Origin of the sequence: Cupriavidus sp. U2 (assembly GCF_009663685.2) — a bacterium.
Taxonomy (GTDB): Bacteria; Pseudomonadota; Gammaproteobacteria; order Burkholderiales; family Burkholderiaceae; genus Cupriavidus; species Cupriavidus necator_C.
Genome location: NZ_RCOG02000027.1, coordinates 573322 through 589109 on the forward strand (window position 1 = coordinate 573322; position 15788 = coordinate 589109).

14 protein-coding genes are annotated in these 15788 nt (G+C 60.9%); 8 read left to right on the forward strand and 6 right to left on the reverse strand.

The annotated features are described in order from the left end of the window. Window positions 1–82 precede the first annotated feature (82 nt). A complete protein-coding gene (locus tag D9X30_RS22220) occupies window positions 83–811 on the forward strand; it encodes a TetR/AcrR family transcriptional regulator (protein WP_153945740.1) in 729 nt (242 codons plus the stop codon). On the opposite strand, the gene D9X30_RS22225 is transcribed toward D9X30_RS22220, so the two are convergent. Then, on the reverse strand, window positions 808–1578 hold the full coding sequence (locus D9X30_RS22225) for a TetR/AcrR family transcriptional regulator (RefSeq protein WP_249641048.1): 771 nt from the start codon (window positions 1576–1578) through the stop codon (window positions 808–810). The two genes, D9X30_RS22220 and D9X30_RS22225, sit on opposite strands and share 4 nt — an antisense overlap. 71 nt (window positions 1579–1649) lie before the next feature. On the opposite strand from D9X30_RS22225, the gene D9X30_RS22230 reads away from it, so the two are divergent. From D9X30_RS22230 to D9X30_RS22245, 4 genes are read left to right on the forward strand one after another with little or no spacing between them, the layout of a single operon-like run. After that, entirely contained in the window at window positions 1650–2366 is a 717-nt protein-coding gene (locus tag D9X30_RS22230) for a paraquat-inducible protein A (protein ID WP_153945739.1), read from the forward strand. Further along, entirely contained in the window at window positions 2363–3037 is a 675-nt protein-coding gene (locus tag D9X30_RS22235; RefSeq protein WP_153945738.1) for a paraquat-inducible protein A, read from the forward strand. The genes D9X30_RS22230 and D9X30_RS22235 overlap by 4 nt, the downstream gene beginning before the upstream one ends. Next, entirely contained in the window at window positions 3021–4655 is a 1635-nt protein-coding gene (locus tag D9X30_RS22240) for a PqiB family protein (RefSeq protein WP_153945737.1), read from the forward strand. The genes D9X30_RS22235 and D9X30_RS22240 overlap by 17 nt, the downstream gene beginning before the upstream one ends. Continuing rightward, window positions 4652–5257 carry a PqiC family protein gene (locus D9X30_RS22245; protein WP_153945736.1) on the forward strand — a complete coding sequence of 202 codons (606 nt, stop codon included), beginning with the start codon at window positions 4652–4654 and terminating at the stop codon, window positions 5255–5257. The genes D9X30_RS22240 and D9X30_RS22245 overlap by 4 nt, the downstream gene beginning before the upstream one ends. 204 nt (window positions 5258–5461) lie before the next feature. Here the strand turns inward: D9X30_RS22245 and D9X30_RS22250 are convergent, their stop codons facing one another. Together D9X30_RS22250 and D9X30_RS22255 are read right to left on the reverse strand one after the other, a co-directional pair. After that, the gene (locus D9X30_RS22250; RefSeq protein ID WP_153945735.1) at window positions 5462–7378 is read right to left on the reverse strand and encodes a hybrid sensor histidine kinase/response regulator; all 1917 of its coding nucleotides are present in this window, start codon (window positions 7376–7378) and stop codon (window positions 5462–5464) included. Window positions 7379–7882: 504 nt separating this feature from the next. Further along, entirely contained in the window at window positions 7883–8167 is a 285-nt protein-coding gene (locus D9X30_RS22255; RefSeq protein ID WP_153945734.1) for a hypothetical protein, read from the reverse strand. Between the two features lie 402 nt (window positions 8168–8569). On the opposite strand from D9X30_RS22255, the gene D9X30_RS22260 reads away from it, so the two are divergent. After that, a complete protein-coding gene (locus tag D9X30_RS22260; protein WP_153945733.1) occupies window positions 8570–8953 on the forward strand; it encodes a VOC family protein in 384 nt (127 codons plus the stop codon). Window positions 8954–9096: 143 nt separating this feature from the next. On the opposite strand, the gene D9X30_RS22265 is transcribed toward D9X30_RS22260, so the two are convergent. Both D9X30_RS22265 and D9X30_RS22270 read right to left on the reverse strand, forming a co-directional pair. After that, a complete protein-coding gene (locus tag D9X30_RS22265; protein WP_153945732.1) occupies window positions 9097–10797 on the reverse strand; it encodes an arylsulfatase in 1701 nt (566 codons plus the stop codon). 449 nt (window positions 10798–11246) lie between these two features. Then, entirely contained in the window at window positions 11247–11540 is a 294-nt protein-coding gene (locus D9X30_RS22270) for a 3-phosphoglycerate dehydrogenase (protein ID WP_153945731.1), read from the reverse strand. 886 nt (window positions 11541–12426) lie between these two features. On the opposite strand from D9X30_RS22270, the gene D9X30_RS22280 reads away from it, so the two are divergent. Both D9X30_RS22280 and D9X30_RS22285 read left to right on the forward strand, forming a co-directional pair. After that, a complete protein-coding gene (locus D9X30_RS22280) occupies window positions 12427–14097 on the forward strand; it encodes an MASE1 domain-containing protein (RefSeq protein WP_153945730.1) in 1671 nt (556 codons plus the stop codon). Between the two features lie 28 nt (window positions 14098–14125). Next, window positions 14126–14743: a response regulator gene (locus D9X30_RS22285; protein ID WP_249641049.1), complete on the forward strand. Its 618-nt coding sequence runs from the start codon at window positions 14126–14128 to the stop codon at window positions 14741–14743. Here the strand turns inward: D9X30_RS22285 and D9X30_RS22290 are convergent. Then, a complete protein-coding gene (locus D9X30_RS22290) occupies window positions 14722–15738 on the reverse strand; it encodes an NAD-dependent epimerase/dehydratase family protein (RefSeq protein ID WP_153945728.1) in 1017 nt (338 codons plus the stop codon). The two genes, D9X30_RS22285 and D9X30_RS22290, sit on opposite strands and share 22 nt — an antisense overlap. Between the last annotated feature and the right edge of the window lie 50 nt (window positions 15739–15788).

Here is a 15788-nt window from a genome sequence, read left to right on the forward strand (position 1 = left end):
ACCTCGCGGGGCACAAGCCTATGCGGCGAAGACGGCGCATGGCCATGCGTATCCGATTCCCCTGAAAGGAGAGAACCGATTCATGAGTGCGATAGAGCAGGGATTTGCCGCAGCGGGCGAGATGTGGGAGGCGACCGATCATCGTCAGCGTGTTGCGGCCAAACGGAGGCAGCGCATGCGCGCGCTGCTATTGAGCAGTACGTTGCGCTTGCTGGTGGAGAACCGCGACCCTTCGCCTTCGATCGACGACATCATCTGCTCGGCGCAGGTGTCGCGTGGAACGTTCTACAAGTACTTTCCGTCGTCCGAAGCGATCATGCGTGAACTGATAGGGAGGGTGGCCGAGCAGTGGGTACGAGAGGCAGACCCCATCGTCAGGAGCCATGACGATCCTGCCGAACACATCTCCCGCGGCATACGGCTGGCATCGATGCTGGCAGTACACCAGCCGGGTGTGGCAAGCATCCTGGGACGCTTTGGATGGTCGGGTTACCAGGCGCCAAGCATGCTGGAATTCGTGCGCCGGGACTTGGAGGATGGCGTGCGCCGCAATCGTTTCACGCCCATGCCGATCACGCTGGCGTTCAATATCGTTACCGGCGCCGCAATGAGCGCGATGCACCGCATGCTGGAGAGCGGGTGCAAGGATGATTTTTCCGAACTGGCTGCTGCCGTGGCTTTGCGTGCCCTGGGCGTGGAGAGTACTACGGCCGACGCCATATCCAGTTCGCCGCTCAACGCCAACATCGTGCTCTTCGAGGACATGCTCGAAGCCGCGATCCTCGACGCGTCACAGGCGCGGCATGGCTAGCTGGAGGATTCGGCGAGGGCGGCGAGCTTCTGCTGCGCCGTCTTGAGGAGCGATTCCGGCGGCGCCACGAGCTTGGGCAGGGGCGCCGCGATCAACTTCGCGGCGCCGGCCGCCGTTACACCGAGCGATCTCAACACCGCACGAACGATCCGTTCCGGGTAGTCCTTGGCCGTTCTGCCATTCGCAATACGCTGGACGGCGATGAGCGCCGCGCCCGTCGCCATGTCCACCCCAACGTCGGCGGCGTCCTCGTCGAACGTGCCGCGCTTCACGCCCTCCTTGATATCGGCTGGCAGATGTTCGTATATCGCGCTCTTCTTTCCGACGAGACTGAAACCCGTAGCGGCAAGGAAGCGGGCGACAACGGGATAGGCTCGCACCAGGTGCAGATACAGCCGGCCGGCGGTGGCGAAACGCAGCGCCGGATCGTCGACGTCCGCCAAGACGCCCTCGATCATTTGCACCATGTCGTGACTGAGTGCATCACTGACGGCCGCAAGCAGATCATCATTGGTGCGGAAGTAGTTATAGAAGGAACCCTGCGAGACCCCGGCCGCCGCGATCACCTCCGGGATCACGCTGGAGCCCATGCCCCGCTGCGCGAAGACGATCATCGCGCTTTCGATGAGCCGCCTGCGCATGCGCGCACGCCGTTCAGCGGCAACACGTGGACGGTGGTCTTGGAATTCGGGATCGGCGGGCATCTTCAACAAGAGAAGCTTATGTGACGGGCGATTATGGCACAGCGCAAGACGGGCTTCCTGCACGCCAACCGCTCGCCACCATGATTTGTAAAATAATGAACGTCATCATGACATTTTAGTCATTCTGTAGCAGAATGCCGGACTTCATCACCTGTTCCGGGGCTCCTGCCGTGCGTCACCCTCATTCGTTTCCGCTGCCTCCGCGTCAGGATCGGGATCGGCTGATCGCTTGCGAGCATTGCGACGCACTTCATGTCCGCACGGCACTGTGCGACGCTGAACGGGCCGTTTGCCTGCGCTGCGGTGCGGAGCTGTACCGCAACAGCACGGGGGCCTACCGCCGCCTGTTGCCGCTCGTCGTGACCGCGGTGATTCTGCTTCTCATCTCAAACATGTACCCGATCGTCGCCATGGACCTCAAGGGCACGCGCATGGAGACCACGCTATGGGGCGCGATACAGGCCCTCTACGCCGACGATATGACGCTGGTGGCCGTGCTCGTGTTCGTCACGACGCTCCTGGTGCCGCTGGGCGAGCTGCTCATGATGGGCTTTGTGCTCCTGCCGATGGCCCGGCGTCGCATGCCTCGTGCGTTCCACCACATCGCACGCGCCATTCTGCTGACTCGCCCATGGGGCATGATCGAGGTGTTCATGATCGGCGTGCTGGTCACGCTGGTGAAACTATCGACCGTCGCACAGGTAATGCCGGGCGTTTCGCTCTGGTCGTTCGGCGCGCTGGTGGTAGTGCTTGCCGCCATCCTGTCGTTCCCTCCGCGCGACCTCTGGCACCAGCTCGATGCGCGAAGCACGAATGGCGTGCGGGCCGTCCCCCCGGATACCGCGTCATGAGCGCAGACCGCTTGTGTTACCCCACGGCGACCGGGCAGGGCCTGCTGGCTTGTCATGCCTGCGACCTCGTCAGCCCGCTGACGCTGGAAGGTGCGCCCTGCCCGCGCTGCGGCGCCACGCTGCATCGTTGCAAGCCAGCCAGCATGGCGCGCGCCTGGGCCTTCCTGCTCTCCGCCTACCTGCTCTATATCCCGGCCAATCTGCTACCGATCATGGTGACGCAGTCGATCTTTGGCACCCAGCACGACACGATCCTCTCGGGCGTGATCTACCTGTGGCTTTCGGGATCACACATGCTCTCTTTGGTCGTGCTGATCGCCAGCGTTGTCGTGCCGCTGCTAAAGATGATGATCCTGACGCTGCTGTTGCTGACGGTGCGCCGCCGCTCGACCTGGCGCCTTCGTGAGCAGACCCGTCTCTACACGGTGGTCGAAGTCATTGGCCGATGGTCCATGCTCGATGTCTTCGTCGTCGCATTGCTCGCCTCGCTGGTGCGGGCCGGGTCGCTGGCCACCATCACACCAGGTGCCGGAGCCCTGGCGTTTGCCTCGGTCGTCGTGCTCACCATGCTCGCATCACTATGCTTCGATCCCCGGCTGCTGTGGGACAGCCTGTATGCGCCGCCCCGCCCACTCGATTTCTCGGTAGTCAATCATGACGGAACACTTTGATCCCGCCGCGCCATCAGCCATACCGGAGCCCGTCCGCAAGCCGCCCGCGCGCTGGCTGCCTTCGCTGGTCTGGCTGATACCCATCGTGGCCGCGGTGGTCGGCCTTTCGCTGCTCATCAGCACACTTGCATCGCGCGGGCCGGAGATCACGGTCACTTTCCGCACCGCAGAAGGCCTGACGCCCGGCAAAACCCCCGTTCGATACAAGGACGTCGATATCGGCCTGGTCAAAACGGCCCGGCTGGCGGCGGACCGCTCTCACGTGATCGCGACGATTGCCCTGACAAAGGATGCAAGGAGCTTCGCCGTGGCCGATTCGCGTTTCTGGGTGGTACGGCCGCGATTTGCCCTCAGCGGCGTGTCGGGGCTGGAGACACTGCTATCGGGTGCATATATCGGGGTCGATGCAGGCAAATCTGCCGACACCATGCACAGCTTCACGGGACTCGAAGTGCCGCCCGTGATCACCACCGATGCCTCGGGCAAGCAGTTCGTGTTGCACGCACAAGACCTCGGCTCGCTCGACGTTGGGTCTCCTGTCTACTACCGTCGCGTCCCGGTCGGCCATGTCGTGTCCTACCAGCTTGACCCGAACGGTCACGACATCACATTGCGAGTATTTGTCGACAAGCCCTACGACCGGCTTGTCTCCGCCGATACGCGCTTCTGGCACGCCAGCGGCGTTGACCTCAAGCTCGACGCGAACGGGTTGAAGCTGTCCACGCAGTCCCTTGTCACCGTGATGCTCGGCGGCGTGGCCTTCCAGGCGCCGGAGCACTCCACTGCACACTCGGCCGCCGCGGAGAACACCGAATTCCTGCTGGCTGCTGACCAGTCCGAAGCCATGAAGGAGCCAGAGGAGCTTGCTCCCGCGCTGGCAGTCCTCAATTTCGACCAGTCGGTGCGTGGCCTGTCGCCGGGAGCGCCCATCGATTTCCGAGGCGTGACTGTCGGACAGGTGCGTTCGATTGGCATCGAATACCAGCGCGACAAGAAGGCCTTCCGGATGCCCGTGGTCGTGGAGCTCTATCCTTCCCGCATGGGTCTGCGCGAGAAGGATGTGGCCGACGATACGCGCAAGCTCGCCATCGTGCATAGCCTGGTACAGCGCGGCATGCGTGCGCAGTTGCGCACCGGAAACCTGCTGACCGGACAGCTATACGTGGCCCTCGACTTCTTTCCGAAGGCGCCTCTGCCGGACGAGCTGGACCTGAACGCGTCGCCGCCGCAACTCCCCACCACGCCAGGAACGTTCGACGAACTGCAAGCGAAGCTTGGTGACATCGTGACCAAGATCGGCAAAGTCCCGTTCGATCAGATCGGACAGGACGCGCGCACGGCGATGGTGTCGATGAACAAGATGCTCGTCAACGCAGACAAGCTCGTGGCGCAGGTCAATGGCGACGTGGCCCCGCAGGTGGTTGCGGCGCTGCAGGATGCGCGCCGCACGCTAGACACGGCCAATGGCGCGCTGGCGCCCGACGCGTCACTGCAGCAGGACACACGCCGGATGATGCAGGAACTCACGCGGGCCGCCGCTTCGCTGCGCACGCTCACAGACTATCTCGAGCGGCATCCGGAAGCGCTCTTGCAGGGAAAGAGGGAAGAGAAACCATGACACGTTCCAGCATACTGATTCCGCTGGTCGTCGCGGCTACAGTCATGATCATCGGCTGCGCGTCGCCCGAGCCGCGCTATTTCACATTGGCAGCACGTTCATCCGACACAGCAAGGGCCGCACCGGGAAGCGCAGGCCGTACAGCCGAGCCGCGATGGATCGAGGTCAGGCCAGTGCGTGTCCCCGAGCGCCTGAATCGCGCTCAGTTGGTGGTGAGCGACGGCGCTGACGGTGGTGTGAAGTTGCTCGACACATCTCGCTGGATGTCGCCATTGCCGGACGAGCTTCGCGATGCACTGTCGCAGCGTTTGCAGTCTAGTCTTGATGCGGTCGATATCTACCAGCACGGCCTGCCGGCCACCCAGCCAGCCGTGCGCGTGACGGCCGAGGTAGTCATCCTCGACGCCGACTTGGGAGAGCGGGCCGCAGCAACCATCGCCTGGACCGTGAAGCGTCTGCCAGACGGCAAGACCCTGAGTGGCCGTACCGAAGCCGAGGTGCCTGCGCCCGGGCAAGTGGATGGCGTGGTGAATGCTTATCGGCAAATCCTGGCCGCAACGGCGGCCGACATAGCAACCAGCGTGCTGGCCCTTGAGCGATAGAGAAGAAGCACCGGGTACGTTGGATAAGATGAAGTAACCGGACGCCTCGGCTGGTTGCGTCACAGGTCCCTGCCCGCTTCCGGCGTTGGTCGCCGTGGGGATCGCCACCGCAGGCCCTTGTATGAGGCAGTACGTCCCCCCAACTTGCCGAAGCGTATGGGAAGTCTCGGGTTCGACGCGAACCTGATGGACAAAGGAATGGGGCTACGGATTACCAGAACCGACGGGAAAGATCGTCTTCTTTAGCGCAGCCGGATTGATTGGTTTCACAATGTGACCATTGAATCCCGCCTCAGCGACACGGTCCCGTACGGCTGTCTCACTGAATCCGGTTAATGCGTAGAAGCGCGTGTGGTTCAACTTTGCAAACTCGCGGAGTTCTTCGATCAACTCGTATCCGTCCATATCGGGCATTGCCAGATCGATCAGCGCGACATCGGGAACAAAGGTGGAAACCTTGTGGATGGCAGACACCCCATCGTAGGCAACTTCTATGGCGTGCCCTTCCATTTGTAGAAACATGCCAAGGCTGTCTGCAGCATCGTGGTTATCGTCGACAATCAGTATTTTCATGCCGGATACGGAAGGCTCTGTCATATGGGGTTCTTCTGGTGCAGACGTTTGCGTCGCAATAGGCAACTGTATGGTGAACGTGCTTCCTTGTCCGGGTCCAGTGCTGGTGGCGCTAATTGATCCAGCATGTTTTTCGATGATCGATTTGCACAGAGACAGGCCGATCCCCAGGCCACCGGTTGCGCTATAACCGGGTTCGTCGACTTGAACAAATAGATTGAAGATGTCCGAGAGCATATCGCGCGGAATGCCGCGGCCCTGATCGGCAATGGAAATGGTGCCAATCTTGTCCCAGGCTTTGCACTCCACGACTATCGTCGTTCCTTCAGCAGAGAATTTCGACGCGTTGTTCAGGACGTTTTGCAGGACCTGACTAAGACGCGTAAGGTCGCCGAACACATGGAAGTTCTCGTCGCACAGTTGCAACTCAATTCGCTGTTGCTTTGCGGCCAAGAGCGGCAAGCAAGCCTCCAACCCTGTCTCAATCACCGTTTGAATCGGGAGGACTGTGCTTCGCAACTCCAGCTTCCCTACAGCCATCCGCCCGACATCCAGGAGGTCGTCGACCAGCCGGCTGAGGTGACGCAGTTGACGGAGGACAACGCTGAGATTTGCTCTGACAAGGCCGCCATCGTCCGGATGTTTTTCAATGATCGCGGTTGCGTTAAACATCGGGGCGAGAGGGTTCCTGAGCTCATGAGCTAACGTAGCCAGGAACTCATTCATTCTCCGCGCAGACGCTTCGACTTCCTCCAGGTGTCTGCGCTCGCTCATGTCGCGGGTTATCTTCGCGAAGCCCACTAACTGATGATGCTCGTCATAGACGGCCGTCAGCGTGACGCTCGCCCAAAACTGGGTGCCGTCCTTTCGCACCCGCCACCCTTCATCTTGCACACGGCCCTGATCCCTGGCGATGGAGAGAAGGCGTTCCGGCTTGCCGGAGGTTCGATCCTCTGGCGAATAGAAAACTGAGAAGTGCTGGCCGACAATTTCGCGGCTCGCGTAGCCCTTTATGCGGTTGGCTCCAACGTTCCAACTTGCGACGCGGCCTTCCGTGTCGAGCATAAAGATCGCATAGTCGTACACGTTCTGCACGAGAAGTCGGAAAGTCGACTCGCTTTCCCGCAGGCGCTCGGAGGACTCCATCTGTTGCGTGACGTCCCGAATCACCATTCCCATGCCCATCAGCACATCGTCACTGTTGTGGACGGCCGTGATACTGTTGCTGCACCAAAAGCGGCTACCGTCCTTACGCATCAGCCAGCCGCCATCTTCGAGTTTGCGATGACGTTGGGTCAGAAGGAGTGCCTTCTGCGGCCAACCTCGCGCGATCGCGTCTTCTGTGTATAGCCGCGAGAAGTGCAAGCCAATAGCCTCAGATCCGTCGTATCCCAACATGCGTTGCGCCCCCCGATTCCAGCTTGTAATGACACCATTTATATCGAGAAGAACGATTGCATAGTCGGCCACCGTATCCACGAACGTAAGGAACAGATCCTGTTGATCTGGGGGAATATTTGACGCGGGGTTGTGGGTGGGGGCAGACATAGAGACTCGTTGATTGGTCTACTATAGTCCTCCAATGCGTCAACATCTGATGTCGGCCTCTGTCCTACGCGGAATACCATGGGGGCGCTAGGCGCCTCGCCATTCGAGCAAATGCATTCCTGGAATGCTGAAGGTGCAAGAAGGCTCGGTGGGGGAGGTATTCCGTCGATCATTTTCCTTTCGCGGCACCAAAGCTCACCGATTCGCCGCGCCACGCCGAGACCCGGACCCGTCCGTCTCCACCTGCCGCCTCGGCGGGTATGACCTCCACGGAGCTCCCCCAATCGCCGATTCTAGCCACGCCGCAACGTACCGCTACCCGACCGGAAAGGGGGTTTTCGGGGTGCGTCACCGCACAGACACGCGGCACCGCCTTGGCCCGTGCCGCGCCACGAACGCACCGCTCGAGGCAGTCCAGCGGAATGGCTCCCTCTGTTCCAGGGCGGGCTATGACGTTGCAACGCAAACGCCACGCCTGAAACGGTCACAAAAGGCACACGCCAATTAACGATAGGGCTCGTGCTGCGAGCACAGAGCGCCTGGCGCGCTTTGGACGTTGCTCCCCTCCTCGCTGTCGTCGTGAGCCATCATCAGGGCCACCGGCGTTTCAGCGTCTCCCCAACCGGGCACCACATCGACACCGCAGATGGGGCCAGTATGGTCGCCCATCAGGGCATGAGCTGGCAGGTTGCCATGTCCCTTTCCGGAAACCGATTGCAGGGCAATAATCAACTCATCGACCGTCAGGCCGATCTGCTCGATAGTATTCGCGTTCATCGTCAGTTCCATTGCCTCGATACAGCTTGTATTTTTTAGCCAGCCTTCTCCACGAAACCGCTGGAGCCGCGGCTCCAGACAGGACCGACGCGATCTGGCTAGCATATGTGCTCGGGGCCTCTTCATAACTGGCCGCGGCGTATGCTCCAGCGGGAGCTAGCCAGTATTAGCGCGGGTGTAGCCCGGCATTTGACATTCCGGGACTACTGTTTGACGCATTGGGACACCTCGGGGAAAACCTGGTGGAGGACAGCCATTTGCAGCCGTTTCCCCTGCACATTCCCCCGTAAGTTGAAACGACCGCTCCATCGTGCGCCGTACGCCAGCCAGGGACGGTCGGTGCCGTTGTGTTTCAAAACGGGCGAGAGAGGGCGTAAACTGGGCCGTAACAAGCATATCGGCCGGGGGTGCACCATGAGCGTACAGCTTAATCACACTATCGTCTGGTGCGGCGACAAACAGAAGTCGACTCAGTTTCTAGTGGACATTCTGGGTCTGCCAAGCCCTGTAGAGTTCGGGCATATGCTGGTAGTTCAACTGGACAACGGTGTTTCGCTTGACTTCTTCGAACGCGAAGGTGCGATTTCCATGCAGCATTACGCGTTTCTAATCAGCGAGAGCGAGTTCGATCAGGTCTTCTCACGTATTCGAGACCGAGGGCTCCCCTATTGGGCCGATCCTGGTAAGCAACGTGCCAGCGAAACCTATCTGCACAACGGTGGCCGCGGACTTTATTTCGATGACCCTGACGGTCATTTGCTCGAGGTCATGACTCGCCCTTACGCGCTGGGCGCCTGAGCGCGAGCGAGCTCGCAGCCATGTTTCGCATCTTCATCGGATGCTATGGCGCCTGGATGCCTCAGACGAGCACCTGCCTCATCGTGCCATTCAGGTGATGTGGTTGCCCGGAGGGTGTCCGGCCAACCACACCACGGCAACTATTACCTGGCTCCTGCCTTGTTGATGGACTGCATCACCGCTTCGGTCATCTGGTCGATCGTGAAGCTGGCTGGCCTCTGGCTTGGGGGATAGTCCTTGAACGTTTGGAGGAATGGACCCACGCGCGACGATGCATAACTGATCATGTACGCGTTCTTTGCCGTCCAGTCGTAATATTGGTCGGAAACGATGTCCGCCCGCTCGTAGGGGTCCATGCGCAGGTTGAACGCCTTCGGCACGCGCAAGCACGTGAACGGGTTGGCCCACACTTCGAAGCCGCCCGGATGCCGCTGCTCACAGAAAACGAACTTCCAGTCGTTGTGCCGCATCGCCACTAATACGCCATCGTCGTTGAAGTAGAAGAAATCCTGGCGAGGGCCGGTGTTCGTCTGTCCGGTCAAGTATGGCAGGAAGTTATAGCCGTCCAGATGCACCTTGAAGGTCTTTCCACCAATGCTCGCACCCTTTAGCAAGCGGTCCTTGATGTCGGTATCGCCGGCTGCTGCAAGCAAGGTCGGGAACCAGTCGAGCCCGGAGATCATGGTCGTCGACACGGTGCCGGGCTTGATGCGGCCCGGCCACCGGATCATTGCCGGAACGCGGAACGCACCCTCCCAGTTGGTATCCTTCTCGCTTCTGAACGGCGTGGTCGCGGCGTCCGGCCACGACCACTGATTGGGGCCATTGTCGGTTGTGTAGATCACGATCGTATTGTCCGCAACCTTCAGATCGTCGAGCGATTTCAGAAGCTTACCGACATCTCCATCGTGCTCAAGCATGCCATCGGCGTATTCATTACCGGGCATGCCACTCTGGCCTTGCATGGACTCGCGGACATGCGTGAAGGCATGCATGCGTGTCGTGTTCATCCACACGAAAAACGGTTTATCAGCCTTGACCTGCTTTTCCATAAAGCCGATCGCAGCCGCGGTGGTTTCGTCGTCGATCGTCTCCATCCGCTTGCGGTTCAGGGGGCCGGTGTCCTCAATCTTGCCGTCCGCGAAGGAATGGAGAACGCCGCGCGGGGCGTTTGCCTTGACCCAGGCCGTGTCGTTCTTCGGGTAGTAGGGGCGCTCAGGCTCCTCTTCCGCGTTCAGGTGGTAGAGGTTGCCAAAGAACTCGTCGAAGCCGTGTGCGGTAGGCAAGTACTCGTTCCTGTCGCCCAGGTGGTTCTTGCCGAATTGACCCGTTGCATAGCCAAGCGGCTTCAGCGCCTGGGCGATGGTCACGTTCTGCGCCTGCAAGCCGATCGGCGAGCCGGGGATGCCCACCTTTAGCAAGCCCGTGCGCAAGCCACTTTCACCAGTAATGAAAGTAGAGCGCCCCGCTGTACAGCTGTTCTCGCCGTAGTAGTCCGTGAGCATCATCCCTTCGGCGGCAATGCGGTCGATATTGGGCGTTCGGTAGCCAACCACGCCGTGGCTGTAGGCGCTGATGTTGGCTTGACCGATGTCATCCCCGAAAATGACCAATATGTTTGGCTTCTTGCCAGACGGCGAGGTGGCTGCCAACGCGGGCGCGGAAGCGGCAGGCACCGGCACGTTGGCCGCCACGGGCGGATTCTCCCTGGCCGGCACAGGCGCAGCCGCGCTGGAATCCGGCGCCGGAGCGGGCGCTTGTGCCGCCGGCTGCTGTGTCTTTGGGGACTCGTCCTTCTTGCCACACCCCGTGATCGCGAGGACCGCTGTCAGCGTGGCCAGCATCAACAAGCTGCAGCCCGTCTGTCTCGCCCTCCCTTCCTTGCCTCGATGCATTTCCCGCCTCCCTTCATTGTCCACCGTCGGTTTGTTACTGCTCTCATCGCCTTTTGCACAACAGCATTGCGGTCATTGCGCCGCACACGAATGCGGCGCAGGCAAAGCACAGTGAAAGTGCCCTCGCAGGCCACGTCGAGGACTGAAAGCCGGTGGCCCGCGCGTGACTCTCCCTCCGCAATGCAAGAATCTCGCGCGGAATGCACCTTGAGGCTATCGTTGCAGAAGACAACGCCAAGCGGAATTCAGAATTTTCTGACCGAGATCTTAGTGATCTTTGAATGCGACACGTGCCGCGGGCGAAGCGATGGGCACAGCGCGAACGGCCGCACCCATCATCGGCGAGGAATATCGCGGGTTGGCGGCGAGGAATTTTCCGCCATCTTGCGCAATGCCATTCAAGCAGCTGCCTGCGGACTCCCCGTTGGCCTGCCCCGACTGGTTCGCAAATAGGCGGCACCCGCCTCGCTGACTTTCACTTCAGCGCCGCCGGGTGAATGGATGCGTGTCAGATAACCGCGCGCATTGGCTTCCTCCCAAACCGGCAGGCGGGGGCATGAGGTGCGCCAGGCTTCGATGACCTCGATGTAAGGTCGTGCATCGGGTCCGATCCATTCAAGAAGATCAAGGACCAGAGACTCGACGGCATCGGGTAAGTCCGTTTCGGCGTGGCGGAATGGAAGATCGGTCATGGCAGCGCTCCGGTTCCAACTCAGGCGCTACCAGTATAGGTTTAGGAAGAGGGCATCCCGATTCGGCGCTATCACCCCATTATCTGGGTCGTCCGCAGATGTCGGGGCGTCCGCCTAAATCAAGTGTTGGCACGGGGTGCCTTTTGTGCCGAGGGCGCGGCTTGAGCCGCGCCGGTAGCAGCACGAACCCCGGAGCGACATGCTGAACGATGGCCTGAGACGGCCATCTGGGGATTCACCATGCTCGTACGTCATGCTCCATCGGTGAACGCATCTCTCCTGTCCGTGACGCGCGCGCCATCGGAGAACACGTCGAACTTTGACGTCAGCCCGCCATCGCTATAGGGATCCCGCGGGCCCACCGTGTTGGCGCCGTCGGTGTAGACATCCCGCGACCCCACCCCCGCATAGGCCACACCAGCGGTGAGTGCCGCGCTCGCCGCTGCGAGCAAGAAGATTGTTCTTACCATTTTTCACCCCCATTAACGTGGTTGGAAGAACGACCGAAGCTCAGTTTGTGCCGCTCAACTTCGTACCCGTCAATGTAGGCGTCGACCGCGCGTACGCGTATGGGGAACTTGTCCGAAAAGCTCCTAGGGGAACGCCCTATTCGTGGAATTCCGCGCCACATCCGTGCGAACAGGAATCGAATCGGCGGGCAGCACGGGAAAATCCGCCATGAGTATCCAGGTTTGCCGCCAAATCTGCATGACACGTTGAATCGATCCTTACCCCCATTGGGAATCTGGCATAAATTCTAAGGAGTTTTATGCTGCGCCCGTGCCAGCGTGCTTGGCAAAGGCGTAATACCGCGCACAAGCGCCGTCATTGTGGCCGAGAAGAAGCCTGAAGTTCCGAAGGTCTGCCCCATGATTGGAAGCAAGCCATGCAGAACATCACGCAATCCGCGCGGTCCCATCCCTTTTTTAGTACTGCTCTCGTCGCCCTGGCGTACTTCGCCGGTGCAAAGGTCGGACTTTCCTATGCGATGGTGGGAGGCGCCGTGTCTCTCGTCTGGCCCTCCAGCGGGATCGCTCTGGCGGCCCTGCTTGTTCTGGGTATCCAGGGTGCTCCCGGAATCGCGATCGGCTCGGTTGCAGCCAACATGTCGGTGGGCGTGCCGACTCGGGTAGCGCTGGTCATCGGGCTTGGCGCGATGACCGCGTCCCTGCTGGGGTGGCTATCATTGACGCGTTTTGTGCGATTCCGGTGCACCATGGATCGCAGCAAGGACGTCATCGCCTTTATCGTCCTCGGTGCGACGACCAGTACGACAGTGAGCGCGCTCATCGGCGCCAGTGCGCTCGTAGCAGCGGGGCTCGCGCATCCCGGCGAATTCGCCCCTGCCCTTCTGCAATGGTGGCTCGGGGACATGATGGGCGTTCTGGTCGTGGCTCCTGCGCTCCTGACATCGATCTCGTATCCAAACCCCATCCACTCTGCCAAACTGGCCTCGGAAGCGTGTGCACTTGCCCTTGCGACGGCGTGGATCAGCTATCTCATCTTCGGCGCCGGCGAACTCGCAGGGCATGGGTACTATCCTGCTGCACTGGCAGTGTTCCCGTTCACCATCTGGGCGGCATTGCGCTTTGACCACTGGGGCACATGCCTCTCGACATTGCTTGTTTCGATCATCGCCATCTGGGGCACCACACACGGCACCGGTCCCTTTGCAGGCGCAACGTCGGTGGACAGTCTGGTCAGATGGTGCGCATTTACCAACGTCGTGGCCCTTGCCGGGCCGCTGCTCGTAGCGGCACATGCCCAGGAAAAGCGAATCCAGTGGCTCCTGCTCGCCTCCCACGTCATGCTGGAGACGCGCGTACAAGAACGAACCCAGGAACTCGAGCGCGCGAACCAGGAGTTGAGGAAGGAGATCGCGCGACGCCGCCTGCTCGAAGCCGAACTGATCCGGAGCGGCGATCTGCAGCAGAGGCTCATCGGCCAGGAATTGCACGATGGCCTTGGCCAGCACCTCACCAGCCTGGACTTCTACTGTGTGGCGCTGAGCGAGGAATTGCAGAAGCATCGCCATCCGGCAGCCCCCAGCGCCGAGAAGATCGTCGAACTGGTCAAGCAGGCCGCTCTGATGACACGCAAGGTCGCGCACGGGCTGGATCCTGTCGCCATGGAGGCAGGTGGCTTGACCGCTGCCCTGCAAGCCCTGGTCACGACGACGCGTTCGGTGAACGGCATCGACTGCGCGCTCCAGGTCAAGTCACCGGCGGACTTCCTGGCGCCGCCGATGCAAAACCATCTCTTCCGCGCGGCACAGGAAGCAGTCAACAATGCGCTCAAATACAGCCACGGCAGCCACATATGGATCGAGCTGGATCGCGACAGCGGTTTTCAGCAGCTCTCTATCAGTGATGATGGCGTCGGTCTCGCCGAAGACCAGCTGGCACATGGCACAGGGCTGGGACTGCACAACCTGCGCCATCGGGCGAGTCTGCTTGGGGGATCGTGCACGGTCTCCTGCAATAGCTGGGGCGGTACCACGGTCGCAATCCGCTTCCCGATACCGGAGAGCCCGGACGATGCAAGGAACATCATATAGCCCGCCCCGTGCGGTCCAGATCCTTATCGTGGATGACCATCCTATTATCCGGGAAGGGCTGACCCACTTGCTGCATGCACATGAGAACCTGCACGTTTGCTGCGTGGCCGGCAGTGCCGAAGAAGCATTGACGGCTGTCGCCTGCAAGCCCGACCTGGCCATCGTGGATCTCAGCCTGCAGTCGAACTCCGGCCTGGACCTCGTCAGGCATTTCAGGCAGCACCATCCGACGCTGGCGATCCTCGTTCTCAGCATGCACGACGAAGCCCTGTTCGCCGAGCGTGCATTGCGGGCCGGCGCCAACGGGTATCTTATGAAGCTCGGGGCCACGGAACACATCCTGAACGCCATCCGAGAGGTACTCGCCGGAAACGTCTACTTGAGCGCAGCGATGCATGAGAAGCTCGCGCGCACGCTGACAACGCCGACCAAAGCGCCCACAAGCGCCATCGCAAACCTGTCAGAGCGGGAATTCGAGGTCCTGCACCTGATCGGACTTGGCTTCAGTACACGTGAAATCGCCGAGAAAATGAGTCGCAGTATCAAGACCATCGAAGCTCACCAAGCCAACATCAAGCAGAAGCTGGGCATCCGAAGTGGCAAGGAACTGATGCGCTTCGCAATTCAGTGGCTCGAGGGCCAGTAGGCCGAGGCGGTCCGGACGACTACGCTCGACGGATCGAGGCACCCCATGCCGTGCAACGTCGCCTCAATGGCACGATCGAGCGGCGTGTGTGGTTCCTCTCCGAGCACGGATAGCAGCTTGTCGTTGGTCATGCGCACCGGCTTCTGCCATAGGTAACGCATCTCGCGCATCTCGCGGAAAGTGGTGACGAAGGGCGAGACGACACTGAGCAGCCACCACGGGAACGGGCGCAGTGTTGGCACGCGGCCGCCACGACGAACCACGACGCGGCGAATGGCTTCGGCCATCTGCATGCCGTCCTCATCCCAATGCCCTGCCATGTGGAACGCCGCAAACGGTTCCAGCGATTCCCGCCGCGCGAGCAGTTCCACCATCGTGCGCGCCACGTCGGGCAGATACGACCACTGATGCCCAATGCCCTTTCGGCCAGGAAGATTGATGACGGTAACGGCCCGGCCCGGTTTGACCATTGCCTGGGAGAACCAGCTATTGCCAGGTTTCGGGCCAAAGAAGTCACCCGCACGAACCACTATCGTACGTACGCCGCTGGCCGTGGCCAAACGCAGACGCCGTTCCAGTTCGACCCGGATGCCTCCCTTGCGCGTGAGCGGCTGCTGTGGCGAGCCTTCATGCGGTTCCGGGAAGGCGTCCGGACCGAAGTTATAGACGGTACCGGGCAGCAAGATGGTGGCGCCTTGTGTTGTCGCCGCGGCGATCGTATTGTCGATCATGGGCAGCACCAGTTCTGCCCAGCGGCGGTAACCCTGCGGATTCACCGCATGCACGATCACCGAGCACCCCTGCGCGGCCGCCATGACATCCTCTCGGCGCATTGCATCACCGGCGATCCAGGTGATGCCATCATCAGTCGACGGGGCGTATTGGCTGCGCGCGAGCCCGCGCACGCTCCAGCCCGCGTCCCGAAGCTGCCGGGCGACCTCACAACCGATGCCGCCTGTAGCGCCAAGAACCAATGCTGCCTTGTCGGTTTGCATATCGAATCTCCCCTTGAACATGGGAAGCATTTTCAATGCACCGTGTTTCC